Origin of the sequence: Agrobacterium radiobacter, assembly GCF_040801995.1 — a bacterium.
Lineage (GTDB): Bacteria > Pseudomonadota > Alphaproteobacteria > Rhizobiales > Rhizobiaceae > Agrobacterium > Agrobacterium radiobacter.
Window position 1 is genome coordinate 1184173 of record NZ_JBEGHX010000001.1, and the last position, 24094, is coordinate 1208266.

Here is a 24094-nt window from a genome sequence, read left to right on the forward strand (position 1 = left end):
AAAAATATAAAGTTTATAATTTTTCTTGGGATTTGACCTGGTCATCCCGACGCAGATGTGCCCGTCATTATTCATGTCGCTCGTTGTCACTCAAAGGAATGACGGAACGATTGTTTTACGGTAACGTTGCCGGAGGGAGGAAATAGCAAAGCCGGATAAGCGTGTCGCAGCCGCTTTGCGGGCATCCATTCCCCCAGATTCTGACACAAGCCTGCACCATAATGCCGGCCAGTCTTCTTCGAATTCATACTATGCAGGGTCCGATTATGATTTCTTCTTCCTCGCCCGAAACTGTCATTGATCTGGCTGGGCCCTGGCGCCTGACCTCGGTGGAAGGAGACCATACCACCCAGCTTTCCGTACCGGGCGATATTCACAGCGCGCTCAAAAATGCGGGCATCATTCCCGATCCCTATCACGGCGCCAATGAAAAGGTGGTGCAATGGGTGGCTGAGCGCGACTGGCTCATCGAGCGCACATTCATTCTCGATGAGGCGGATTCCAGCTGGTATCTCGATATCGACTACCTCGACACCGTCGCCATCGTCTTCGTCAACGACGTCCCGGTCTTGACCGCCGACAATTGCTTCCGCCGCTACCGCCCGGATATCTCACGCGCGGTGCGGCCGGGTGAAAACACCATCCGCATCCATTTCCATTCTAACATCGCGGCCGGCGCAGAACGGCAGGCGCGGCAGCCTTTTTACATCCCCTATCACCCCGGCAATTCACCCATTGCCAACGGCAACATGCTGCGCAAGCCGCAATGCCATTTCGGTTGGGACTGGAACATCGCAATTGCGCCGCTCGGCCTCTACGGCAAAATCCTGCTGAAGCGGCTCGATACGGCCCGCATTGAACATGTCGTCACCTCACAGCACCATGTCGAAGGCGGCGTCGAGCTGCATGTGGCTGTCACGCTGTTTGCCGAGGGACCGGCGAGCCTGCCGGTCTACCTGTCCCTCAACGATGAAAGGCTGAGACTCGATTGCGGCGTCGGTACCGGCGAAACGGTGGTGCGCCACGTCTTCTTTGTGGAGAATCCGGAGCTCTGGTGGCCGGCCGGCAGTGGCGAACAGACGCTCTACAAGCTGACGGTGGAACTGCCTGATGAGACCGTCACCCGCCAGATCGGCTTGAGGACGATCGAGCTTCTGACGGACAAGGACGAAGCCGGAAGCCGCTTCGCCTTCCGCATCAACGGCCGCGAGATCTTCTGCCGCGGCGCCAACTGGATCCCCGCAGATGCACTTTATTCGCTCGCCAGCCGGGAAAAGACCGAAGATCTCCTCTGCTCTGCGGTGGAGGCCAATATGAACATGATCCGCGTCTGGGGCGGCGGTTTTTATGAGGAGGACTGGTTCTACGATCTCTGCGACCGGCTCGGCCTGCTGGTCTGGCAGGACTTCATGTTTGCCTGCAATCTCTATCCCTGCAGCGAGGACTTTCTCGACAATGTCGAACATGAGGTCGACTACCAGGTGAAACGCCTCTCCTCGCATCCGTCCATCGCGCTCTGGTGTGGTGATAACGAGCTGGTGGGTGCGCTGACCTGGTTCGATGAATCCCGCAACAATCGCGACCGTTATCTCGTGGCTTACGACCGCCTGAACCGCACGATCGAAAGAGCCCTGAAAAAAGCCGCTCCCGAAGCGCTCTGGTGGCCCTCCAGCCCGGCCTCCGGTTATCTCGATTATGGCGACGCCTGGCATGCGGATGGTTCCGGTGACATGCACTACTGGTCCGTCTGGCACGAAAACAAGTCGTTCGACAATTACCGCTCGGTCAAGCCGCGTTTCTGCTCCGAATTCGGTTTCCAGTCCTACACATCCATGCCCGTCATCCGCACCTATGCGGAAGAAAAGGACATGAACATCGCCTCCCCGGTCATTGAGCTGCACCAGAAGAATGTCGGCGGCAATGAGCGGATCGCCGGCACCATGTTCCGCTATTTCCGTTTCCCGAAGGATTTCGAGAATTTCGTTTATCTGAGCCAGGTCCAGCAGGCGCTGGCCATCCGCACGGCTGTTGACTACTGGCGTTCCCTGAAGCCCCATTGCATGGGCACGCTTTATTGGCAGCTCAACGATACCTGGCCGGTCGCCTCATGGTCCAGCCTCGATTATGGCGGCGGCTGGAAAGCACTGCATTATGCCGCCCGCCGCTTCTTCCAGGCGGTGACCGTCTCGGCCATTCCCTCCGAGGATGGGCGCCGGGTGAGCTTCTCCATGGTCAACGACACGGCGGAAGACGTCGAAATCGACATGAACATCGTTGCGCTGACCATGGACGGCAACCGCGTGCCGCTGAAATCCGCCAACGGCACCTGCGCAACGGACAGGGCCGCAACGCTGACCGAGATAGACATGGATAGCCTGCCCGACGGCGCCATCCTCGCCTGGAGCTTCATCGCTTCCAACGGTATGACCGGCGAAGGCCACCATGTGCGCGACACCTACAAGGCGCTGGAGCTTCAGCCTGCAGGGCTCGAATTTTCCGTCGGCCCGTTGAAAAACAACCAGTACGAAATCGATGTCACCGCTGCAGGTCTCGCGCTCTTTGTCATGCTGGAGGCAGATCAGCCCGGCCGTTATTCCGACAATCTCTTCGATCTGGCCGCCGGCGAAACGCGCCGTATCATCTTCACGCCGAAGGCGGGCGGCCCCCAGCCGCATTTCCGCATCTTCGATCTTCATACCTGCCAATCCTCGCATTGAAACCATGCGGAGAAAGGCATAACCATCCCTCTCGGGAATGACAGGTGAACCTGCGCCTGTTTTCATCGCTTCAAAAAGTTGCCGGGTTCTCCGGCAGCCAGTCATCAGCAAGTGGAGGAAGACCCATGGTTTGGCAACCGGCCGAAAACCGATACGCGTCCATGAAATATAATCATTGCGGCAAGACCGGCCTGAAACTGCCGGCGATTTCGCTCGGCCTCTGGCACAATTTCGGCAACGACACGCCGCACCAGACGAAACAGGCCATCTGCCGCCGCGCCTTCGATCTCGGCATCACCCATTTCGATCTCGCCAATAATTACGGCCCGCCGCCCGGCAGCGCCGAAACCGCCTTCGGTGAAATCCTGAAGACGGATTTCAGAGGTTATCGCGACGAGATGATCATCTCCTCCAAGGCCGGTTACAACATGTGGCCCGGCCCCTATGGCGAATGGGGCAGCCGCAAATACGTAATCGCCTCCTGCGACCAGAGCCTGAAGCGCATGGGTCTGGATTACGTCGATATCTTCTATTCCCACCGTTTCGACCCCAACACGCCGCTTGAGGAAACCTGTGGCGCGCTGGACCAGATCGTGCGCTCGGGCAAGGCGCTTTATGTCGGCATCTCGTCCTACAACTCGAAGCGCACCCGTGAGGCCGCCGCCATCCTGAAGGACCTCGGCACGCCCTGCATCATCCACCAGCCGAGCTATTCGATGATCAACCGCTGGATCGAGGAGGATGGTCTCGTCGATACGCTGGAAGAACTGGGCATCGGCTCCATCGTCTTCTCGCCGCTGGCGCAAGGCATGCTGACGACGAAATATCTCGGCGGCGTGCCTGATGGCAGCCGCGCGGCGCAGCGCAAGTCGCTGAACCCGGCCTTCCTCAACGAACGCAACGTCGAGAACATCCGGGCGCTCAACGGCATTGCCGAGCGGCGCGGCCAGACGCTGGCGCAGATGGCGATTGCCTGGGTTCTGCGCGGCGGCCGCATCACCTCGGCGCTGATCGGGGCAAGCCGCGTCGAACAGGTTGAGGATTGCGTGAAGGCACTCGACCGGCCGGATTTCACGGCCGAAGAGCTTGCGGAAATCGACGGTTACGCCAAGGAAGCGGATATCAATCTCTGGGCAAAATCCGCCGAACGCGTCTGATGCAGAAGAGACCGCCCGGTTCCGCCGGGCGGTCTGGCTACCCCGAAAAACTCAAAATAAAAGATTAACTCACGCTCCTAACCATTAACAACCATTACATAAATGTAATTTTAAATTCAGTTTCCGTTCATTCGTTTATTCGTAAGTTCTCCTCATCGAAACACGAGGAAACATTCATGAAAAAGTTCATCACCATTCTTCTGGCTGCCACCGTTCTCGCTGCTCCGATGGCGCAGGCACAGAGCCGTCATGACGATCGCCACCGTGGTGTTACCGTCGAGCGCCAGATCACCACGAAAAAGGTCATCGTCAAGAAGCACCGCTGGGATCGCGGCCAGCGCCTGTCTGCAGGCGAACGCCGTCACACGGTCGACCGCCGCGACTATCGCCGCTACCGTCTTGCCGAGCCGCGCCGTGACCAGCGCTGGGTGCGCGTCGACAACCAGTTCCTGCTCATCAACGCCGTCACCGGCTTGATCGTCGGCCTCTCTGCCGCACGCTGAGTGAAATCATCGGATGCCGTGGAAAAGGCCCGCTTAGGCGGGCCTGATAATTCTTGCGAATATCGCTCCAAATTCGACGTCATCCCCGGGCTTGACCCGAGGATCCATTGATCGCAATGGGTTGTGGATTCTCGGGTCAAGCCCGAGAATGACGGAGAGGTTTCGACATATCCACCAAGCAAAAAGGGTCGGCTCAAAGCCGACCCTTTTGTCGTTTATAGTTTCAGCCGATCAGAAGATATCGGCGCCGCTGCCCCACGGGCCATGCGGCTTGTCGACGCCGTCGGTGCGTTCGAAACCATGTGCGCCGAAGAAGTCGCGTTGCGCCTGGATGAGGTTGGCGCTGCCGCGACCACGGCGATAGGCGTCGAAATAGCCAAGCGCCGAAGCCAGTGCCGAAACCGGCAGGCCGGAGAGAACGGCATAGGAAACAACACGGCGCAGCGGTGCGTCGGTATCCTTGACGATGCCGGAGAAGGCCGGCGTCACGATGAGGTTGGCCACATGCGGGTCCTTGGTGAAGGCCGAGGTGATCTCATCGAGGAATTCCGAGCGGATGATGCAGCCGGCGCGCCAGATGCGGGCGATCGTCGGCATCGGCAGGTTCCAGTTGAACTCCTTCGATGCGGCCGACATGATGGCGAAGCCCTGCGCATAGGCGCCGACCTTGGCGGCCAGAAGCGCGCTTTCGAGATCGGCGATGAAGGCCTTTTTGTCAGCGGGTGCCGGTGCAACGGTCGGTAGACCGAAGATCTTCTCGGCAGCTTCGCGCTCGTCCTTCTGCGAGGAGAGAATACGGGCAGCCACGGCCGCCTCGATGGCGGTTGCGGCGACGCCCATGTTCTGCGCCTCGATGACCGACCACTTGCCGGTGCCCTTCTGGCCGGCCTTGTCGAGGATCAGATCGACCATCGGCTTACCGGTGATCGGATCGGCGGCGCGCAGAACCTTCTCGGTGATTTCGATCAGGTAGGAGTTCAGACGGCCCTTGTTCCATTCGGCGAACACGTCGGCGATTTCGACTGCGCTCATGCCAAGGCCGTCACGCAGGATGCCGTAGATTTCGGCGATCATCTGCATGTCGGCATATTCGATGCCGTTATGGATCGTCTTGACGAAATGGCCGGCGCCGTCATTGCCGAGCCATGCCACGCACGGATCATCGTTGTACTTGGCGGAAATGGAGGTCAGCACCTTCTCGACGCGCTTCCAGCTATCCTCGGTGCCGCCAACCATGATCGACGGTCCATGACGGGCACCTTCTTCGCCGCCGGAAACACCCATGCCGATAAAGGTCAGGCCGCTATCCTTCAGATTGTCGAAACGGCGGATCGTATCGCGGAAATTCGCATTGCCCGCATCGATCATGATGTCGCCGTTAGAAAGATGGGGTTTAAGGATTTCCATCTGCTGGTCGACAGGGTCACCAGCCTTGATCATGATGATGATCGGGCGCGGAGGACGAATGGCGGCGACGAATTCCTCGATGGTTTCGCAAGGGATCAGCTGTCCCTGCAAGTCCCCGGCTTCAGCGTAGAATTTTTTCGTCGCTTCAGGGGTTCGGTTGAATACGGCAATCTTGTTGCCCTTTTCCGCGATGTTCAACGCCAGGTTCGAGCCCATGACGCCGAGACCGATCAAACCGATTTCTGCCTGTTCCACGGATGTGCCTCCATCTTGCTTTTAGGTGGTCGTGTTGTGGCACTGTAATGAACAAACGGCAAGGCTAGCCGCGACTGAAACGATTAAATTTTGATGACGCAAATCAGCTTTGCATATTTGCGACAGGTCAGGGCCGACTCGAAACGACAAGCTCGCCTCGCCTCTTATGATCGCCGGGGTCGGTCGTCACCGTCATCCAGTGCACGCCAGGCGGCCCCGTCCATATCCTCATACTGGCCAGAGCGCACCGACCAGAGGAAGGCGAAAAGGCCGAGCGCACCTAGAAACAGCGCGACGGGAATGAGATAGATCAGCATGTTCATGCCAGTTGCGCCCCCTCTCCCGCAAATCCTGTTTTAACGTCGTTCCGAGAGCGCACGGTTTCAGCCGTGCCGGCAAGACGCAACGCATTGGCGACGACGATCAGCGAGGATGTCGACATGGCGATGGCCGCGATCATCGGCGTCGCATAACCGGCAATCGCAATCGGCACGGCGATGACATTGTAGCCGATGGCGAGAGCGAAGTTCTGCCGGATGAGCCTTCCTGCCCGCTGCGACGTCTCGATCGCAAAGGGCACCGCATCGAGATCCTCCTGCATGAACACGAAATCGGCAGCCTGCCGGCCGATATCGGCGGCGGTGGCGGGCGCCATGGAAACATGGGCGGCGGCAAGAGCCGGCGCATCATTGATACCATCTCCCACCATCAGCACTCTGCGACCCTCGCCAGCGAGCGCAGCGCAGCGGGCCGCCTTGTCCCTCGGCGAAAGGTCTGCACTCCAGTTGCCGATCCCCAGCCGCTGCGCCATGGCGCTGACAGCCGCCGCCCGGTCACCCGAGACGATTTCCTGCACGAGGCCACGCACTGAGAGGCTGCGCAATGCCGCAACCGCACCCGCGCACGGATTGTCCTCGAAGCCGAAGCTCGCCAGATGCCGGCCGTCAAGGGACAGCACGACTTCCGACCGCGCATCGCCATTGTCGACGCCCGCTTCATCGGGGCAGGCGAAACGGCGATTGCCGAGCCGGTAGGTTCCGGCTTCCGTCTCGGCCTCGACGCCGGAGCCCGGAATTTCCCGCACCGTCTCATAGGTCGGCATGGCACCGTTATAGGCGGCATGCAGGGCTTTCGAGAGGGGGTGGCGCGAATGGGCGGCAAGCCCCGCAGCAATCGCCATGGTGGCCGGCTTCACATCGCCTGTCTCGACCAGTCTCGGCTTTCCAACGGTCAGGGTGCCGGTCTTGTCGAACAGCACGGTATCGATTTCGGCCAGCCGCTCCATGGCCGAGCCTTCCTTGACCATGATGCCGTGCCGGAAGAGCCTTCCTGCGGCCACCACCTGCACGACGGGAACGGCAAGGCCAAGCGCACAGGGGCAGGTTATGATGAGAACCGCAATGGCGATCAGCATCGCCTGTTTCCAGTCGCCGCCGAAAAAGCCCCAGCCAAGAAATGTCACCAGCGCGAGAAGATGCACGACGGGCGAATAATAGCTCGCGGCGCGATCTGCGATACGCCGATACCGCGCCCGGCCGCCTTCGGCCGCCTCCATAAGCCCGATCACCTCCGACAGGAAGGACTCCTTTGCCGAGGCGGTTACCCGCGCGATCAGCGAACCGGTGAGGTTGAGCGTACCGGCCTGCAGGCTGTCACCTGCCGTAACGCGGCACGGTGCGCTTTCGCCATTGACGATGGACATGTCGAGATCACTGCTGCCGGAGACGACCACGGCATCCACCGCCACACGGTCCCCGGCGGCGATCGCAATCGACATTCCGGGTTGGACATCGGCAAGCTGGCGGTATTCCCGCGTTCCATCCTCACCGATCACGGTCGCGCCGCGCGGCGAAAGCCTTGCAAGCCCGGCAATGGCCGAACGCGCCTTGTCGCGCATGATATGGTCAAGCGTGCGGCCGATCAGCAGGAAGAACAGCAGCGACACGGTCGCGTCGAACCACGCATGTTCACCGTGATGGATCGTTTCCCACAGCGAAACGGCATAGGAGAGCGTGATGGCAAGTGCGATCGGCACATCCATGTTGGTGCGGCCGTGTTTCAGCGCATTCCAGGCCGACTGGTAAAAGAAGCGGCCACCATAGATCAGCGCCGGCGCGGCGATCATCGCCGAAATCCAGTGGAACATGTCGCGTGTCGCCGCATCCGCGCCTGACCAGACGGAGACGGAAAGGAGCATGATATTGGCGGAGGCAAAACCGCACAGCGCCACCGCCCTGATCAATTGCGAACGCAAGGCGTCGGAAGCATCCTGACCGCTGGCGAAAAGATGCGTGCGATATCCGGTCGAAAGAATGGCGCGGGCGAGATCGGAAGGATCGGTCCTGACGCCATCGACCTCTTCCTTCCAGACGATTGCGACGCGTTTGGACGACAGGTTCACGCGCGCCCGCTCCACTTGGCGGAGACGGCCAAGCGCGGTTTCGATGGTGGTCATGCAGGCGCCGCAATAGACATCCGGCACGCTGAGATCAGTCTGCCGCAGCCCCTGCCCCAGCTCGCGGCTCGCCAGCAGCAATTCCTCCGACGATGGCGGATTGACCGGCTCGCCAAGCTGCAGCGAGCCTTCCGTTCCCGGTGCGCAGCAGCTCATTTGCGCCCCCTGATGACGGCGATCCGCGTCCCCTCATGCACGATGATCCGGCCATCCTTGACGGCGGTGACCTCGACGATCCATTGCCCCGGCAGCATGTCATGCGCGCCGGTGAAGACGCCGGTGGACAGCGGGGTGAGCTCCATGTCGAAATTCTGGCTTTCACCGACCGGCCGGCGGAAATGCGCCGTCACCGTATCCGTATCGACGGGGCCGGTGTCGGGATGGAAAACCTCGTAGCGTACGGTCTGTTCGTCCACCACGAGCTTGCCCTTGATGCCGGTCGCAGCCCGTGCCTTGGCGGCTTCCGCCTTGGCGTTGAACTGCTGGCTGGCGACATAGGTATTGGGCACGACAAGCCCGCTCCAGCTGTTCACCGCATTCCAGGCCATGATCATGTTAACGGTGATGATGGTGCCGAAGAACAGCAGCATGACGCCAAGCATGTGCCAGCCGGTAAAAATGAAGCCGGGTGTCTGGCGATTGTTCACGGTCATTTTTTCACTCCCGGAGCGTTGAAGACAGCATCGTAACGGGCCGTCTCATGGCCGCCCGTATCGCTGACGATGAACTCGAAATTTTCAGCCGTGCGCGCGACATCCTTGCCCGGCAGGGTGACGAAGACCTTCAGCGTCGTCGCCTCATCCGGCTCGACCGTGACGTCGAAAGTGCGCGAGGCCGTATCCGGCATGCCGTTTATCTTCATCACCGCATTCGGGATGCCCTCGATCGTGAGGCTCATCGTGCGCGGCTGCGGCACCATGTTGAGAATGCGCACGGTATAGCCGTTGCGGATCGAACCGTTCGATTCCAGCACATATTGCGGATTGCGGTCGTGCAGGACGTTGAGCGCCAGCCGCTCGCGCGTCACCAGCGCAAACAGCATGCCGATGCCGACCGCCGACCAGATGGCCGTATAAAGCAGCGTGCGCGGCCGGAAGACGATGCGCCAGTTGAAGTGGCGGATGCTCTTCCTGAAGCTGCCATCCTCCTCGCGCACATTGGCAGGCCGGATGGCGTGCGTTCCGTTGCCGGTCGCCAGCGCCATGTTGGACTGGTATTCCGCAAGCGTCGCATAGGCGATCAGCCCGCGCGGTTTGCCGATCTTGTCCATCACCCCGTCGCAGGCGTCGATGCAGAGCGCGCAGGTGATGCATTCCAGCTGCTGCCCGTCCCTGATGTCTATGCCCATGGGACAGACGGCGACACAGGCGTTGCAATCGACGCAATCGCCGATGCTCTCGCCCGCCGCAGCGGCTTTTTTGGCGTGCCGCGAGCGCGGTTCGCCGCGCCAGTCATTATAGGTGACAACAAGCGAATTCTCATCCAGCATCGCCGCCTGGATGCGTGGCCAGGGACACATGTAGGTACAGACCTGCTCCCGCATCAGCCCACCGAAAACATAGGTGGTGGCGGTAAGCGTGGCGACGGTCGAATAGGCGATCATCGGCGCCTGCCCCGTCATGAACTGCATCGCCAGCGTCGGCGCATCGGCGAAATAGAAAATCCAGGCGCCGCCGGTCAGAACGCCAATCACCAGCCAGATCGCATGTTTCAGCACGCGCTTGCGCAATTTGCCGAATGTAAGGGGCGCGGCGTCCAGTTTCATGCGGGCGTTCCTGTCACCCTCTATCGCCCGTTCAACCACCAGAAACAGATCGACCCAGACGGTCTGTGGACAGGTATAACCGCACCATGCGCGCCCCACGGCTGAGGTGACGAGAAACAGCCCCAGCCCCGCCATGACCAGCAATCCCGCAACGAAAAAGAACTCCTGCGGCCAGATTTCGATGAAGAAGAAATAAAAGCGCCGGTTGGCGATATCGATCAGCACAGCCTGATCGGGTGCATAAGGCCCCCTGTCCCAGCGCAGGAACGGCGTCAGATAATAGATGCCGAGGGTGACGAGCATCACCAGCCATTTGAACCGCCGGAACCGACCTTCCGCGCGCTTGGGAAAAATCTTCTTGCGGGCTTCGTAGAGCGGTTTGCGCGTTTTTGCGGAATTGACGGCTTCCGCCTCCAGCCTTTCGACGGGCTGTTGCGGGCTGTCCTGTCCGGCGCGATAGATGTTCATGGTAAGATGTCCGTTTTTATCTCCTTGCTTTCTCCCATCTCCCCGGTGAAACATCCTTGACTTACATCAAGTGACGACAAAGTGGCGCAGTATGGGAACGCGCCGCCAAGGGAGGATGAAATGCCTGTCATGCAGTCGAGAATCATTCATCTGTCGATCGAAAAACCCTGGGCCCAGGTCTACGACTTCGCCTCAGACCCGCAGAACATGCCCAGCTGGGCCGCAGGCCTTGCGGGCGGCCTCAAATCCGATGGCGAGGACTGGATCGCCGAGGGCGGACCGCTTGGCGAGGTGCGCGTCAATTTTGCGCCCGCAAACGAATTCGGCGTCATCGACCATGTCGTGACATTGCCGGATGGCATCAAGGTTTATAACGCGCTACGGGTGACGCCGAACGGCAGCGGTACGGAGGTGAGTTTCACCCTCCTTCGCCTTCAGGATATGACGGATGAGGATTTCGAGCAGGATGCAAGAGCGATCACGGCCGATCTCGAAACGCTGAAGGCGCTGCTCGAAAAGGACTGATGGAGGAACGATGACCACGAATACAAACGACCGGCGGATCGACTATGTCGAATTCAACGTCACCGATATCGAGCGCAGCAAGGAATTTTACGGCGGCGCCTTTGGCTGGTCCTTCAAGGATTACGGTCCGCAATATTGCGAATTTTCCGACGGCCGGCTGACCGGCGGGTTCACCACCACGGCACCCGTCTCGGCCAAAGGCGGGCCGCTCGTGATTCTCTACGCCGCCGATATCGAGGATGCCCAGCGCCGCGTCGAGGCCGCCGGCGGCCAGATCAGCGTCGCGCTTTTCGAGTTTCCCGGCGGACGCCGTTTTCATTTCACCGATCCGGATGGATACGAACTGGCCGTCTGGTCGAAAAACTGATTGGCAGGAGCCCGTCATGACTTTGACAACGCCGCCTTTTTCGTTGGTCGGTATCGATCATATCGTCTTCATCGTCGACGACATGATGCGGGCGCTCGATTTTTACCGGAATGTGCTGGGTTGTAGGGATGGTTACTCTTACCCTGCTCTCGGGATGGAACAAGTCTGGTGCGGAAATGCCTTGATCGTGCTGTGGGATGTCACGCATCCCGGTGGCACAAAGGCTGCTCCGCCCGTCGCCGGAGGACGTAATGTCGATCACATCTGCATAGCGACCGGCCCTCTGAACCATGATGCGCTTCGCGCACATCTGGCGAAATTTAACGTCACGATAGAACAGGAAGCCTTTCACGGCGGCGCGAGAGGAATGGGACATTCGTTCTATTTCCGTGATCCCTTCGGCAACAAGATCGAGTTGAAGGGACCAGCCGAATATCCGGATGGACGGGCGGAAAACGCCTGATCTAAACAATAAAAAAGGGCGCCTCCCCGGCGCCCCTTCTTTACATTCCGCTTGCTTCACTCGCCCCCACCAAGCGAATGCACGAAGATCGCCAACTGCTTGACCGTCGTATCGCCAAGACGCTCACCCCAGGCGGGCATGACGCCATGCTTGGGCGAACGGATCTGCGCGACGATGCCCTCTTCTCCATGCGCCTTCAGCCAGATCGCATCGGCGAGGTTCGGTGCGCCAAACTCGCGCTTACCCTTGGCATCCTCGCCGTGGCACGAAGCGCAATTGTCGGCAAAGACCTGCTTGCCGGGTTCCACCAGCGCCGGGTTGGCGGGCTTTCCCGTCAGGCTGACGACGTAAGCCGCAACCTCGCGGATTTCGTCCGACTTGAGAATGTCGCCGAAGGCCGGCATTTCCGACGCGCGCGTGTCAGCATCATCTGCAAAACGGATGCCGTGCTTCACCGTCGTGTAGATGTCGTCAACGCTGCCGCCCCACATCCAGTCGTCATCATTGAGGTTGGGATAACCCTGCCCGCCTTCCGCACCGGAACCGTGACACTGAATGCAATTGACCTTGAAAGCGGCTGCACCGCCGGAAAGGGCAAATTGCATCAGGGTCGGATCGGCCTGAATATCGGCAAGCGACGACTTGGCGATCTTGTCGACAAAAACGCTCTGCGACTGTTTTGCATCGGCGATTTCGGCGGCGATCTCACCACGGCTGCTCCAACCGAGCAGCCCTTGCGTCGCCCCGTTGATCAGCGGCCATGCCGGATAGGCGATGGTATAGCCGATGGCCCAGAGGATCGTGAAGTAGAAGGTCCAGACCCACCAGCGCGGCATGGGATTGTTCAGCTCACGGATACCGTCCCATTCATGGCCGGTGGTTTCGACGCCGCTGATGTCATCAATGTGTTTTTCGGACATATCCTAGTCCTCCTTGAGCGGAATGCTGGCGGCATCGTCCGCGGCCTTCTTCGAGCCGGGGCGAAGGGTGAAAACGACGACGCCGGCGAAGAACAGGGTCATGGCAAGCAGGCCCCAGCTGTCGGCGAAATGGCGCATGGCCGTGTAGGTTTCCATGGCTTACACCTCCTCACCGGTATCCGGCGGCATCGTCATAGGTCGAAAAATCGACCAGCGTGCCGAGCATCTGCAGATAGGCGACCAGCGCATCCATTTCGGTGAGCTTGGCTGGATCGCCGTCGAAATCGCCCACCTTCGCCTTGGGATACCGCGCCAGGAGTTCCGACGAATCCGCATTCGGGTCGGCCTGGGCGGCAAGATCGGCCGTGGATTTCTCGATCATCTCGTCGCTATAGGGCACACCAACGGCGCGGTTGGCCTTCAGCTCCATGGAGACGTCGGTGATCTTCAGCGGCGTGGTCTTGAGGAACGCATAGGACGGCATGATCGATTCCGGCACCACCGAGCGCGGATCGGCCAGATGCTGCACGTGCCATTCGTTCGAATAGCGGTCACCGACGCGCGCGAGGTCCGGCCCCGTGCGCTTCGAACCCCACTGGAACGGATGGTCATACATGGATTCCGCCGCCAGGCTATAGTGCCCGTAACGCTCCACCTCGTCGCGGAACGGACGGATCATCTGGCTGTGGCAGACATAACATCCCTCGCGGATGTAGATGTTGCGCCCGGCCAACTCCAGCGGCGTGTAGGGCCGCATGCCCTCCACCTTCTCGATGGTGTTTTCGAGATAGAAGAGCGGTGCGATTTCCACGATGCCGCCGATAGAGACGACCAGCAGGGAGCCGACCAGAAGCAGCGTGGCGTTGCGTTCGATGACGCCGTGTTTGTCGAGTATGGACATCGGCCTCTCCTTATTCAGCGGGCTGCAGCGAAGGAGCCGCGTCCTCGCGGACGCCCTCCTCGCGTTGATGACCGAGGATGGTCATCGTGACGTTGTAAGCCATGATCAGCGCGCCGCTGAGGAACATCAGGCCGCCCAATGCACGCATCACATAATAGGGGAACAGCGCTGCGACCGATTCCGCGAAGGAATAGACGAGGAAGCCCTGGCTATCATATTCGCGCCACATCAGCGCCTGCTGGATGCCGGCCACCCACATGACGGCGGCGTAGACGACGATGCCGAGCGTGGCGAGCCAGAAGTGCCAGTTGACCAGCTGCAGGCTGTAGAGACGCTCCCTGCCCCACAGTTTCGGCGTCAGGTAATAGATCGCGCCGAAGGTGATCATGCCGTTCCAGCCGAGTGCGCCGGAATGAACATGGCCAATGGTCCAGTCGGTATAGTGGCTGAGCGAGTTGACGGCCTTGATCGACATCATCGGACCCTCGAAGGTCGCCATGCCGTAGAAGGCAACGGCCATCACCATCATGCGCACGACAGGGTCCGTGCGGATCTTGTCCCATGCGCCCGAAAGCGTCATCAGACCGTTGATCATGCCGCCCCACGAGGGCATCCACAGCATGACCGAGAACACCATGCCGAGCGTCTGCGCCCAGTCCGGCAGCGCGGTATAATGCAGATGGTGGGGGCCGGCCCAGATATACATGAAGATCAGCGCCCAGAAGTGGATGATCGACAGGCGGTAGGAATAGACCGGACGGTTCACCTGCTTCGGAATGAAATAATACATCATGCCGAGGAAGCCGGCGGTGAGGAAGAAGCCGACGGCATTGTGGCCATACCACCATTGCGTCAGCGCATCCTGCACGCCCGAAAAGGCCGAGTAGCTCTTGACGCCAAGGAACGAGACCGGAATGGCGAGATTATTGACGATATGCAGCATGGCAATCGTTACGATGAATCCCAGGTAGAACCAGTTCGCCACATAGATATGCGGCTCCTTGCGCATGAAGATCGTGCCAAGGAAGGCGACGAGATAGGCAACCCAGACGATGGTCAGCCAGATATCGACATACCATTCCGGCTCCGCATATTCGCGACCCTGGGTAATACCGAGCAGGTAGCCGGTGGCGGCCATGACGATGAAGAGATTATATCCCCAGAACACGAACCAGCCGAGATTGCCGCCGAAGAGGCGCGCGCGACAGGTTCTCTGCACCACGTAGAAAGACGTGGCAATCAGCGCATTTCCCCCGAAAGCGAAGATCACCGCTGATGTGTGCAGCGGCCGCATGCGGCCGAAATTGAAATAGGGCGCGATGTTGAGATCGGGAAAGGCGAGTTGCAGCGCCACCACGACACCCACCAGAAAACCGACGACACCCCAGAACACGGTGGCGATGACGCCGTATTTCACCACCTCATCGAAATATTCCGACTTGAGGCGCGCACGCGCCGCCTGGTCGACAGGCGCAAAGGAGACACGGCGCAGCAGAAGCACCGTGCTGACCAGAAGTGTAAAGAACAGCACCCACATATGGGCAGCGAAAAGACTGTCATGGGCAAAGGCTGCCCCGAGCAACGCGAGAAAGGCCCCGAGGGCCACGATCGCGGTTTCTAACGTGTAATTCATTGTTGGTTTCCCCCAACGTGCAAGCCGACCGACGAAAGGCACGGCACGCGCCTGGGAGAGCGGGAACGCGCCTTTGCGTCGGTTGGAGCATTGCCACCGCGCGGGAAAGCCCACCTTGATCCAGATCAAGAATGCAAAGCTGTCGCAGCCCTGGCAAAACAGGGCGCGGCTCTACGAGAGGAATTTGCGTAAAAGCAAAAAACGCAGGGCGATATCGACCAGGGTGTCGTCTCAGCCCTTCATCTTCAGGGGCAGCCCGGCGGCGACAAAATAGACCTCGCCGGCAATTGCCGCGATTCGCTGATGCAGGCGGCCGGCGTGATCGCGGAATTCACGCGCCATGCGGTTTTCGGGCACGATGCCGAGACCCACTTCATTGGAGACGAATATCAGCGTCGCCTGCGACGATATGATCGCCGCCTCAACTGCGGTGAAGGCAGCCTCGATATCGGCATTCTCCATCATCAGATTGGTGAGCCACAGGGTGAGGCAGTCGATGAGAATGACATTTCCCGCGTCGTCGAGCCGCTGCAGAACGGCGGCGATATCGACCGGCGCTTCATGGGTGGTCCATTCCCCGCCGCGCCGCTCCTGATGATGGCTGATGCGGTCGCGCATCTCGTCATCCCATGCTCGCCCTGTGGCGAGGTAATGCAGGCGTCCGCCGGATTTTCCCGCAAATTCCTCGGCAAAACGCGATTTGCCGGAGCGCGCGCCGCCAAGAATGAAAACGGAGCGGTTTTTATCTGTCATGGGAAACCTGAAGGAAAAGAATGAATCGGACCGGCATCTTTGCGGTGACGCAAGCCAGGGACAGGCGGTCATGAAGGGAACGATTCGTAGAAAAAGGCGTCCCCCGGTTGTTCATGCCGGACTGCCGCTGATACCGGACCGGAGAAACAAGACCTGCCCGCAGGATGCGGGACATGGAAAGCCCTGATTACCCCGGATACCGGAAACACCGGTCCTGATGAAAGGCTAGGTGCGAAATGCCATCCTGTCAATCGGCGGGTGACCGTGCCGGGATTTACGCGGAACCGGTACGCAAAACCTTACCCGGAACCGGCAGACCTGTCGTCCGCAAGTGGATTGATAAAGCGACTTGGTTACCGGAAAGTTAGCGAAAAAACGAATGATGAAACCGCAACGCCGAAGGAGAATATCGAGTGACGGCAGTCACCGCCATTGCCTTGCCATGGCCTTCAAATCAATATGCTTTCGAAGATTCGCAAACAGCAAGGTGGCCTGCCCGTGATGACCGTCATGGACTATATCTCGATCGTCGTTTTCATCCTGCTATGGGCCATCTATACCCATGTAACGACGGGAACGAGGCTGTTTTCGAGAGCCAGCCTCAATCAGGCCATGGCCGAGCGCCGTCGCCACTGGATCATGAATTCGCTGAAGCGCGACCTGAAGATGATCGACACGCAGATCATGGCCGGCCTGCAGAACGGCACTGCCTTTTTCGCCTCCACCTCCATCTTCGCCATCGGTGGATGTTTCGCTCTTCTGGGCGCGACCGAACAGGTCGAATCGGTGTTTCGCGACATGCCTTTCGTGCATTATGCCGGGCGCACGGCCTTCGAACTGAAGGTCATAGGGCTCACCTGTCTTTTCGGTTACTCCTTCTTCAAATTCGGCTGGTCCTACCGCCTGTTCAACTATTGCACGATTCTTTTCGGCGCCATCCCCATGGTCCACGATGTCAACGCGGATCGCGAGGCAGCGGAGCGGGCGGCCGAAAACGTCATAAAGATGAACATCATCGCTGCTAAGAACTTCAATGACGGCCTGCGGACGATCTTTCTGTCCATCGGTTATCTCGGCTGGTTCATCAGCCCCTATGTCTTCATTGCCAGTACGGTCATCATCATCGTGGCGCTGTTGCGCCGCCAGTTCTTTTCCGAGGCCCGGCGCGCGATCATGGAAGAAAACCAGCCTTGAAATAGCCGCACTTCAAGGGCCAAGCCCTCGGGTCATTTCGAGCGAATCCAAGTGAATGTCAGCTCCCTCGAAAAGCTGAAAAAAGCGGGAAACATGGACACAGACGCAGCCGCAAACGAAAATCGCCGCAAAGGCCGCATCGGCGGCCTCGACACCCTGCGCGGGCTGGCCCTCATCGCCATGGCGTCCTATCACTTCACATGGAACCTGGAATATTTCGGCTATCTCGAACCCGGCACGGCGACGACAGGCCTGTGGAAACTCTATGCGCGCGGCATCGCCAGCTCGTTCCTGTTTCTGGCCGGTTTCAGCCTGTTTCTCGCCCATGGCAAGGGCGTGAACTGGCCGTCTTTCGGCAAACGTTTTGCGATGGTGGCCGGTTCGGCGCTGCTCATTACCGTCGCGACCTATTTTGCCTTTCCGGACAGTTTCATCTTCTTCGGTATATTGCACAATATCGCCGCCGCAAGCCTCGTGGGGCTGCTGTTCCTGCGAGCCCCTGCAGTCGTGACGCTGCTTTTTGCGGTGATCGCTTTCATCCTGCCGCAATATCTGCAATCCGAACTGTTCAACGCAAAATGGCTGGCCTGGATCGGTTTTTCCACCATGCCGCCGCGCTCGAACGATTATGTTCCACTGCTGCCCTGGCTTGCGCCCTTCCTCGCCGGGCTTGCGGTTTCGCAATTCGTCACGCCACGCGATTGGCTCGATCGCTTTCGAAGCCCGAGTTCACCTCGTAACCTGATCGCCAGCGCCGGCCGCCACAGCCTCGCCTTTTACCTCATCCACCAGCCGGTGCTGATCGGCCTCGTTTACACCCTGTCGCTCATCGCTCCGCCTCCGCCTGTCGATCAGGTCGAGCTGTACAAATCGAGCTGTGAAAAAAGCTGCGTCGAGCAGGCAAACGGGCTGGAACTATGCCAGCGTTTCTGCGGCTGCACGCTGGAGAAGCTGCAGGCCGAAAACCTGTTCGATATGGTGATGGAAGGCAAACTCAGCGCGGATCAGCAGACGAAGGTCAGCGAAGTGGCGCAGCAGTGTACGGCTGAGGCGCAATAGGGATAAACGTCAGGGCTTACGATCCATTTCTTCTCCCCGCCGGGGAGAAGAAATGAGCGAAACCCGCTCGTTCCATATGCAGCAAAAGTGGAAAGACTTCAGAGCCATTCGCGACGTACATTAACGGAGTAGCCAAACCGCTACAGGACGGGGTTCAGGTCCCCACGCCGATTTCGGCAAGCCGCGTCAGACAGGCTTCTTCGACATTGTCGAGTTCCGCCAGCGTCTCCTCGATGTCCTTGCGTTTTTGCCTGAGATCGGCACGCTTTTCATCGACCTTCTTCATCAGAAGCACCAGTTGGCCCGATTCGCCCGGCGGCTCCTTGTAGACGTGAATGATTTCGCGAATTTCGGAGATGGTGAAACCGATACGGCGGCCGCGCAGGATTTCCTGAATGAGGCGGCGGTCCGCAGCCCTGAAAAGCCGGGTGCGCCCACGACGCTCAGGGTGAATAAGCCCCTCGTCCTCATAAAATCTCAAGGTACGGGTGGAAACACCGAATTCGCGTGTCAGTTCGGTTATGCTATAATACTTGTCCAAGGGCCTATCCGATTCATAACCGGATAATATTATTTGACCTTCACGTAAAAGTCAATTTTCGCCCGCTTCCCCTATCCGGAAATACCGTACCACCAGGTCGCGATCCCCAGAAAGGCGAAAAAGCCGACAATATCGGTGACCGCCGTGACGAAGACTGCCGAAGAAACGGCCGGATCCGCTCCGAACTTGTCGAGCACCAGCGGAATGAGAATGCCCGCCAGCGCCGCCGCCAGCATGTTGAGACACATGGCCGTGGCGATGATGCCACCGATATGGATATCCTGAAACCAGACACCGGCGACAATGCCGATGGCGCAACCGAACAGCATGCCGTTCAGGATACCCACACCCGCCTCGCGCCTGATGATGCGGGCGGCGTTGTGAATATCGAGGCTTTTGGTGGCGAGCGCCCGCACCGACACCGTCATGGTCTGCGATCCGGCATTGCCGCCCATGCCGGCCACCGCCGGCATCAGGATCGCCAGAGCGATAATCTGCTGGATCGTCGCATCGAACAGGCTGATGACCGAGGCGGACAGAAAGGCGGTAAGGAGATTGACGGCAAGCCAGGGCACACGCGAGCGCGAGGTGCTGACAATGCTATCAGACAGCTCTTCGTCACCGACACCGCCAAGGCGCAGCAGATCCTCTTCGGCCTCTTCCTGAATGACGTCCACCACGTCATCGATGGTCAGCACGCCCACCAGCCGGCCGTTGTCATCGACTACGGCTGCGGAGAGAAGGTCGTATTGCTCGAAAAGCTGCGCGGCCTCTTCCTGGTCCATCTCGGCCGGAATGGAGTGGTTGGTCTCGTGCATGATCGTTTCGATCTTCACCTGACGCTTAGCGCGCAGCACGCGATCGAGATCAAGCGCACCGACCAGCTTGAACGTGGGATCGATAACGAAAATTTGCGAAAACGATTCCGGCAGTTCTTCTTCTTCGCGCAGATAATCGATGGTCTGCCCCACGGTCCAGAACGGCGGCACGGCCACGAATTCCGTCTGCATGCGGCGGCCGGCCGAACTTTCCGGATAATCCAGCGCCCGCATCAACCGCACGCGTTCGGTGAACGGCAGTTGCGAGAGAATATCCTCGCGGTCTTCGTCGTCGAGGTCCTCAAGAATATAGACGGCGTCGTCCGAATCCAGCTCGCCGATGCCAGCGGCGATCTGCTCGTTCGACATCTGGTCGACGATATCGAGACGGATGCCCTCATCCACCTCGGTCAGCGCCGTCATGTCGAAATCGGAACCAAGAAGCCGCACCAGCGCATGGCGCTGTTCAGGCAGGATGGATTCCAGGAGGTCGCCGAGTTCCGATTCGTGCAGCCGCGCCACATTCTTGCGCAGGAAAAGCAGATCGCGGTCAGCGATCGCCGCACCCACCATCGTCAGAAAGTCGGAGCGCACAGACCCATCTTCGGCGTAAATATCGGAGGGCGCTTCTGTCGGCTTCACGTCCTCGGGCGCGACAGGATCGTCGTCACGGTCTGTCATCTGGCGTCCCCTCGTATTCAAATGCCGCAGTGCACGGATGCGCAGGCAGAATGGCGTTAAAAGGTATATTGTCAACAACCGGATAGCGGCAAATGAACAAGCTTTCCGACTGCGGCGCAAAATCCATTCAACATTCCACTTCCTATTGGCCGGCAGGGTCTCAGCCAGCGGCCACAAGCATGTTTAGCCAATCTTTGCAGCTTGCTTTGCGACAACGTCCACCCCCTTTACGCCGTTCCCATTTCAAATGTCGAACGGGCAAATAAGGGTTTCACCGCAATGCACAATTAAGACATTGACAGGCGGTGTGGATCAGCGCTTTTGAAGTTGCTTTTGACAAACGGCAAGCGCCGGCAGGCGGGCGCGAGAAGACATATCCCGGGAATCACAACCATGAGCAAGACGGATTTCATAGGCAAGGCATCCTCCGCCGCAGGTGGCTGGGGCGCACTCAAAAGCGTCGGCAAACGCCTTCTGGAATCCGGCGCACCGATTTCCGGCGCCCGCACACTTTTGAAGACCAACCAGCCGGATGGTTTCGACTGCCCGGGCTGCGCCTGGGGTGACCCAGAACACGGCTCCTCTTTCGAATTCTGCGAAAACGGCGTCAAGGCAGTGTCATGGGAAGCGACGGAGGCGCGCGTACCACCGGATTTCTTCGCCAGCCGCACCGTCTCCGAACTGCGCAGCTGGTCTGACTACGATCTGGAAAAACAGGGCCGCCTGACCCATCCCATGCGTTATGACCGGGCAAGCGACAGATATCTGCCCGTTTCCTGGGACGATGCCTTCGCCGAAATCGGTGACATCCTCAACAGTCTCGACAGCCCGGACCGGGCGGAGTTCTATACCTCCGGCCGCGCCTCCAACGAGGCCGCCTTCCTCTATCAGTTGATGGTCCGGCTCTACGGCACCAATAATTTCCCCGACTGCTCCAACATGTGCCACGAAGCGAGCGGCGTCGGCCTGAAGGAATCGATCGGCGTCGGCAAGGGCACCGTGCTGCTTGAGGATTTCGAGCAGACCGACGCCATTTTCGTCATCGGGCAAAATCCCGGCACCAACCATCCCCGCATGCTGGGCGACCTGCGCCGCGCCGCCCTTCGCGGCGCCCGGATCGCCGTCTTCAATCCCATCCGGGAAAAGGGTCTGGAGCGTTTCGCCGACCCACAGGACAAGGTCGAGATGATTACCGGCGGCAGCACTCGCATTGCCACCAATTATTACCAGCCGCGCCAGGGCGGCGACATGGCGGCGGTGCGCGGCATGAGCAAGGCGGTCTTTGCCGCCGACGAGGCCGCAAGGGCGGTGGGCGAGCCGGCCATCATCGATTACGACTTCATCGCCGAACATGCGGCAGAGTTCGAGGCCTATCGCGCCGCCGTCGAAGCGACGAGCTGGGAAAGCATCCTCGACCAGTCCGGCCTCACCCGCGCGGAGATCGAGGAAGCCGCCCGTATCTACATGAATGCCGGGTCCGTCATCGCCACCTGGGCCATGGGCGTCACCCAGCACCGTCACTCCGTCATCATCGTTCGTGAAATCACCAATTTCATGCTGCTGCGCGGCAATGTCGGCCGTCCGGGCGCCGGCCTTTGCCCGGTGCGCGGCCATTCCAACGTGCAGGGTGACCGTACCGTCGGCATCGACGAAAAAGCACCGCCGGCGCTTCTCGACGCGCTGGAGAAGGAACTTGGTGTGCCTATGCCGCGCAGACCCGGCCACAATACCGTGGAAGCCGTCGCCGCGATGCTGGACGGCAAGGCTCAGACCTTCATCGCGCTTGGCGGCAATTTCATGCGCGCGACACCCGATAGCCCGCTGATTATCAAGGCTTTCGAAAAGCAGAAGCTGACCGTCAACATCGCCACCAAGCTCAACCATTCGCATCTGGTGCCGGGCGAAACCTCCTTCGTATTGCCCTGCCTCGGCCGAACGGAAATCGACCGCAATTCGGCCGGCCGGTCGCAGATCGTTACGGTGGAAGATTCCATGAGCATGGTGCACGGCTCCGGCGGCATCAATTCGCCGGCCTCGGAGGAGCTGCGTTCGGAAGTCGCCATCGTTGCCGGCATCGCCGAAGCAACGCTTGGCAATGCGCATGTCGACTGGAAGGCGCTTGCCGATGATTACGATCTCATCCGCGACATGATCGAGCGGGTCATTCCCGGTTTCGACAATTTCAACGAACGCGTCCGTGTGCCGCGCGGTTTTCATCTGCGCAATGCCGCGGCCGAACGGGAATGGAACACGCCGGCGAAAAAGGCCACCTTCTATAGCGGCCCGCTGCCCGAACAGACCGAACACCAGCAGGCGCTGATGCGCGACAACCTCTTCGTATTGCAGACCTTCCGCAGCCATGATCAATACAACACCACGATCTACGGCATGGATGACCGCTATCGCGGCGTCTATGGCGAACGCCACGTCATATTCATGAACCCTGGAGATATGGAAGCGCTCGGCGCCCATTCCCGCCAGCGCGTTGATGTCATCGGCGAATATGGCGATGGCATGGAGCGTATCGCGGAAGATTTCCGACTGGTGCCCTATAATATCCCGCGTGGCAGCGTCGGCGGTTATTACCCGGAACTGAACGTGCTGGTGCCGCTGTCGAGCTATGGCGAAGGCAGCTTCACGCCGACATCGAAATCGGTGCTCGTCTCCGTTCGCCTGCGCCCGGACGCCTCCTGATGGAAGAGGAGCAATCCGCCGCTGCGTTCATGGCGGCGGTGGAGCGGGTTCAGGAAAGCTCCTCACAGGTGCTGACGGCCACGGGCGCGGCGATCCTTCTGGCGGTTTATCTGAACATCGCCGCCGACAGCCGCAGCATCGCCAACCGGCTTGGGCTTGCACACGCCCTTATTCTGCGCGAAATCACTCTCCTGTCACCGCGTTTCGTACGGGTGATAAAACGCGACGCCCGCACCCAGCGCAGCTTTCTGGAGACGACTGAAGAAGGACAGGCGCTCGCCGCCGCCTCTTCATCCCGGATTTGAAACGAACGGAGCATTCCTTGGCAATCAGACCGATCCTGCCCTATCCCCATCCCGGTCTGTCCGAAATCTGCGCGCCGGTCACGGTTTTCGACGAGCAGCTGCACGATCTGGTCACCGACCTGATCGACACGATGCGCGCCGCGCCCGGCGTCGGCATCACCGCCGCCCATATCGACGTCAAGCAGCGCGTTTTCGTTCTGGAGCTGACGCCGGGAACTGTCCTCACCTACGTCAACCCTGAAATCGTCAGCCAATCCGCACAGACGATGCGGCATGTGGAAGGCAGTGTCTCCATGCCGGGCTTTACCGACGAGGTTGAGCGGCCTTCCGAAGTCGAGGTGAGGTTTCAGGATGTATCCGGCGGCGAACACCGGCAGACCGCCGAGGGGTTTCACGCCATCTGTATCCAGCACGAGATCGACCAGCTGGACGGTATTTTCTGGCTGAAGCGTCTCTCGAAACTCAAGCGCGACCGGCTGGTAAAAAAATGGGAAAAATCCCGAAAAACTTGAT

Annotated in this window: 23 protein-coding genes; 11 read left to right on the forward strand and 12 right to left on the reverse strand. The window is 59.6% G+C overall.

From position 1 onward, the window contains the following. Positions 1–251 precede the first annotated feature (251 nt). From MRBLRC7O_RS06015 to MRBLRC7O_RS06025, 3 genes are all read left to right on the forward strand, one after another. The gene (locus MRBLRC7O_RS06015) at positions 252–2717 is read left to right on the forward strand and encodes a beta-mannosidase (RefSeq protein WP_003502785.1); all 2466 of its coding nucleotides are present in this window, start codon (positions 252–254) and stop codon (positions 2715–2717) included. A gap of 125 nt (positions 2718–2842) precedes the next feature. Next, positions 2843–3874: an L-glyceraldehyde 3-phosphate reductase gene (gene mgrA, locus MRBLRC7O_RS06020; RefSeq protein WP_080866137.1), complete on the forward strand. Its 1032-nt coding sequence runs from the start codon at positions 2843–2845 to the stop codon at positions 3872–3874. Between the two features lie 176 nt (positions 3875–4050). Further along, positions 4051–4377, forward strand: a complete 327-nt coding sequence (locus MRBLRC7O_RS06025; RefSeq protein WP_003502789.1) for an RcnB family protein — start codon at positions 4051–4053, stop codon at positions 4375–4377. A 231-nt stretch (positions 4378–4608) separates the two neighbouring features. On the opposite strand, the gene gndA is transcribed toward MRBLRC7O_RS06025, so the two are convergent. The 5 genes from gndA to ccoG form a co-directional block, all read right to left on the reverse strand. Further along, on the reverse strand, positions 4609–6039 hold the full coding sequence (gene gndA, locus MRBLRC7O_RS06030; RefSeq protein WP_003502791.1) for an NADP-dependent phosphogluconate dehydrogenase: 1431 nt from the start codon (positions 6037–6039) through the stop codon (positions 4609–4611). A 164-nt stretch (positions 6040–6203) separates the two neighbouring features. Continuing rightward, positions 6204–6362, reverse strand: coding sequence for a cbb3-type cytochrome oxidase assembly protein CcoS (ccoS, locus tag MRBLRC7O_RS06035; protein ID WP_003502794.1), 159 nt, complete (start codon positions 6360–6362; stop codon positions 6204–6206). After that, positions 6359–8650 carry a cation-translocating P-type ATPase gene (locus MRBLRC7O_RS06040; protein WP_080866138.1) on the reverse strand — a complete coding sequence of 764 codons (2292 nt, stop codon included), beginning with the start codon at positions 8648–8650 and terminating at the stop codon, positions 6359–6361. The genes ccoS and MRBLRC7O_RS06040 overlap by 4 nt, the downstream gene beginning before the upstream one ends. Next, the gene (locus MRBLRC7O_RS06045) at positions 8647–9147 is read right to left on the reverse strand and encodes a FixH family protein (protein WP_003502798.1); all 501 of its coding nucleotides are present in this window, start codon (positions 9145–9147) and stop codon (positions 8647–8649) included. Before MRBLRC7O_RS06045 ends, MRBLRC7O_RS06040 begins: the two co-directional genes overlap by 4 nt. Beyond that, positions 9144–10727 carry a cytochrome c oxidase accessory protein CcoG gene (ccoG, locus tag MRBLRC7O_RS06050; RefSeq protein ID WP_003502800.1) on the reverse strand — a complete coding sequence of 528 codons (1584 nt, stop codon included), beginning with the start codon at positions 10725–10727 and terminating at the stop codon, positions 9144–9146. Before ccoG ends, MRBLRC7O_RS06045 begins: the two co-directional genes overlap by 4 nt. A 120-nt stretch (positions 10728–10847) precedes the next feature. On the opposite strand from ccoG, the gene MRBLRC7O_RS06055 reads away from it, so the two are divergent. From MRBLRC7O_RS06055 to MRBLRC7O_RS06065, 3 genes are read left to right on the forward strand one after another with little or no spacing between them, the layout of a single operon-like run. Beyond that, on the forward strand, positions 10848–11252 hold the full coding sequence (locus MRBLRC7O_RS06055; protein WP_003502802.1) for an SRPBCC family protein: 405 nt from the start codon (positions 10848–10850) through the stop codon (positions 11250–11252). A gap of 10 nt (positions 11253–11262) precedes the next feature. Beyond that, entirely contained in the window at positions 11263–11619 is a 357-nt protein-coding gene (locus MRBLRC7O_RS06060; RefSeq protein WP_003502804.1) for a VOC family protein, read from the forward strand. A 16-nt stretch (positions 11620–11635) separates the two neighbouring features. Beyond that, complete coding sequence (locus MRBLRC7O_RS06065) at positions 11636–12082, forward strand: VOC family protein (RefSeq protein WP_003502805.1); 447 nt, start codon at positions 11636–11638, stop codon at positions 12080–12082. 56 nt (positions 12083–12138) lie between these two features. On the opposite strand, the gene ccoP is transcribed toward MRBLRC7O_RS06065, so the two are convergent. The 5 genes from ccoP to cobU form a co-directional block, all read right to left on the reverse strand. Next, positions 12139–13002 carry a cytochrome-c oxidase, cbb3-type subunit III gene (ccoP, locus tag MRBLRC7O_RS06070; RefSeq protein ID WP_080866139.1) on the reverse strand — a complete coding sequence of 288 codons (864 nt, stop codon included), beginning with the start codon at positions 13000–13002 and terminating at the stop codon, positions 12139–12141. Between the two features lie 3 nt (positions 13003–13005). Continuing rightward, positions 13006–13158 carry a CcoQ/FixQ family Cbb3-type cytochrome c oxidase assembly chaperone gene (locus MRBLRC7O_RS06075; protein WP_003502810.1) on the reverse strand — a complete coding sequence of 51 codons (153 nt, stop codon included), beginning with the start codon at positions 13156–13158 and terminating at the stop codon, positions 13006–13008. A 13-nt stretch (positions 13159–13171) separates the two neighbouring features. Further along, positions 13172–13903, reverse strand: a complete 732-nt coding sequence (gene ccoO / locus MRBLRC7O_RS06080) for a cytochrome-c oxidase, cbb3-type subunit II (protein ID WP_003502812.1) — start codon at positions 13901–13903, stop codon at positions 13172–13174. Between the two features lie 10 nt (positions 13904–13913). Next, positions 13914–15536: a cytochrome-c oxidase, cbb3-type subunit I gene (gene ccoN, locus MRBLRC7O_RS06085; protein ID WP_003502814.1), complete on the reverse strand. Its 1623-nt coding sequence runs from the start codon at positions 15534–15536 to the stop codon at positions 13914–13916. Between the two features lie 231 nt (positions 15537–15767). Next, entirely contained in the window at positions 15768–16289 is a 522-nt protein-coding gene (gene cobU / locus MRBLRC7O_RS06090; protein ID WP_003502816.1) for a bifunctional adenosylcobinamide kinase/adenosylcobinamide-phosphate guanylyltransferase, read from the reverse strand. Between the two features lie 501 nt (positions 16290–16790). Between cobU and MRBLRC7O_RS06095 the strand changes: the two genes are divergently transcribed. Together MRBLRC7O_RS06095 and MRBLRC7O_RS06100 are read left to right on the forward strand one after the other, a co-directional pair. Beyond that, positions 16791–17483, forward strand: a complete 693-nt coding sequence (locus MRBLRC7O_RS06095) for a DUF599 domain-containing protein (RefSeq protein WP_003502819.1) — start codon at positions 16791–16793, stop codon at positions 17481–17483. A 93-nt stretch (positions 17484–17576) separates the two neighbouring features. Beyond that, positions 17577–18542 (forward strand): heparan-alpha-glucosaminide N-acetyltransferase, encoded by a 966-nt coding sequence (locus MRBLRC7O_RS06100; protein WP_111820795.1) that lies wholly within the window; start codon positions 17577–17579, stop codon positions 18540–18542. 154 nt (positions 18543–18696) lie between these two features. Here MRBLRC7O_RS06100 and MRBLRC7O_RS06105 read toward each other — a convergent pair whose 3' ends face one another. Both MRBLRC7O_RS06105 and mgtE read right to left on the reverse strand, forming a co-directional pair. After that, the gene (locus MRBLRC7O_RS06105) at positions 18697–19083 is read right to left on the reverse strand and encodes a MerR family transcriptional regulator (protein WP_003495942.1); all 387 of its coding nucleotides are present in this window, start codon (positions 19081–19083) and stop codon (positions 18697–18699) included. Positions 19084–19154: 71 nt separating this feature from the next. Next, a complete protein-coding gene (mgtE, locus tag MRBLRC7O_RS06110) occupies positions 19155–20582 on the reverse strand; it encodes a magnesium transporter (protein WP_003502821.1) in 1428 nt (475 codons plus the stop codon). 393 nt (positions 20583–20975) lie between these two features. On the opposite strand from mgtE, the gene MRBLRC7O_RS06115 reads away from it, so the two are divergent. From MRBLRC7O_RS06115 to MRBLRC7O_RS06125, 3 genes are read left to right on the forward strand one after another with little or no spacing between them, the layout of a single operon-like run. Next, positions 20976–23276, forward strand: a complete 2301-nt coding sequence (locus MRBLRC7O_RS06115; RefSeq protein ID WP_162690823.1) for an FdhF/YdeP family oxidoreductase — start codon at positions 20976–20978, stop codon at positions 23274–23276. Continuing rightward, positions 23276–23581, forward strand: coding sequence for a hypothetical protein (locus tag MRBLRC7O_RS06120; protein ID WP_080866140.1), 306 nt, complete (start codon positions 23276–23278; stop codon positions 23579–23581). The genes MRBLRC7O_RS06115 and MRBLRC7O_RS06120 overlap by 1 nt, the downstream gene beginning before the upstream one ends. Positions 23582–23598: 17 nt before the next feature. Next, positions 23599–24093, forward strand: a complete 495-nt coding sequence (locus MRBLRC7O_RS06125) for a peptide deformylase (RefSeq protein ID WP_080866141.1) — start codon at positions 23599–23601, stop codon at positions 24091–24093. The last annotated feature ends 1 nt before the right edge of the window (position 24094 follow it).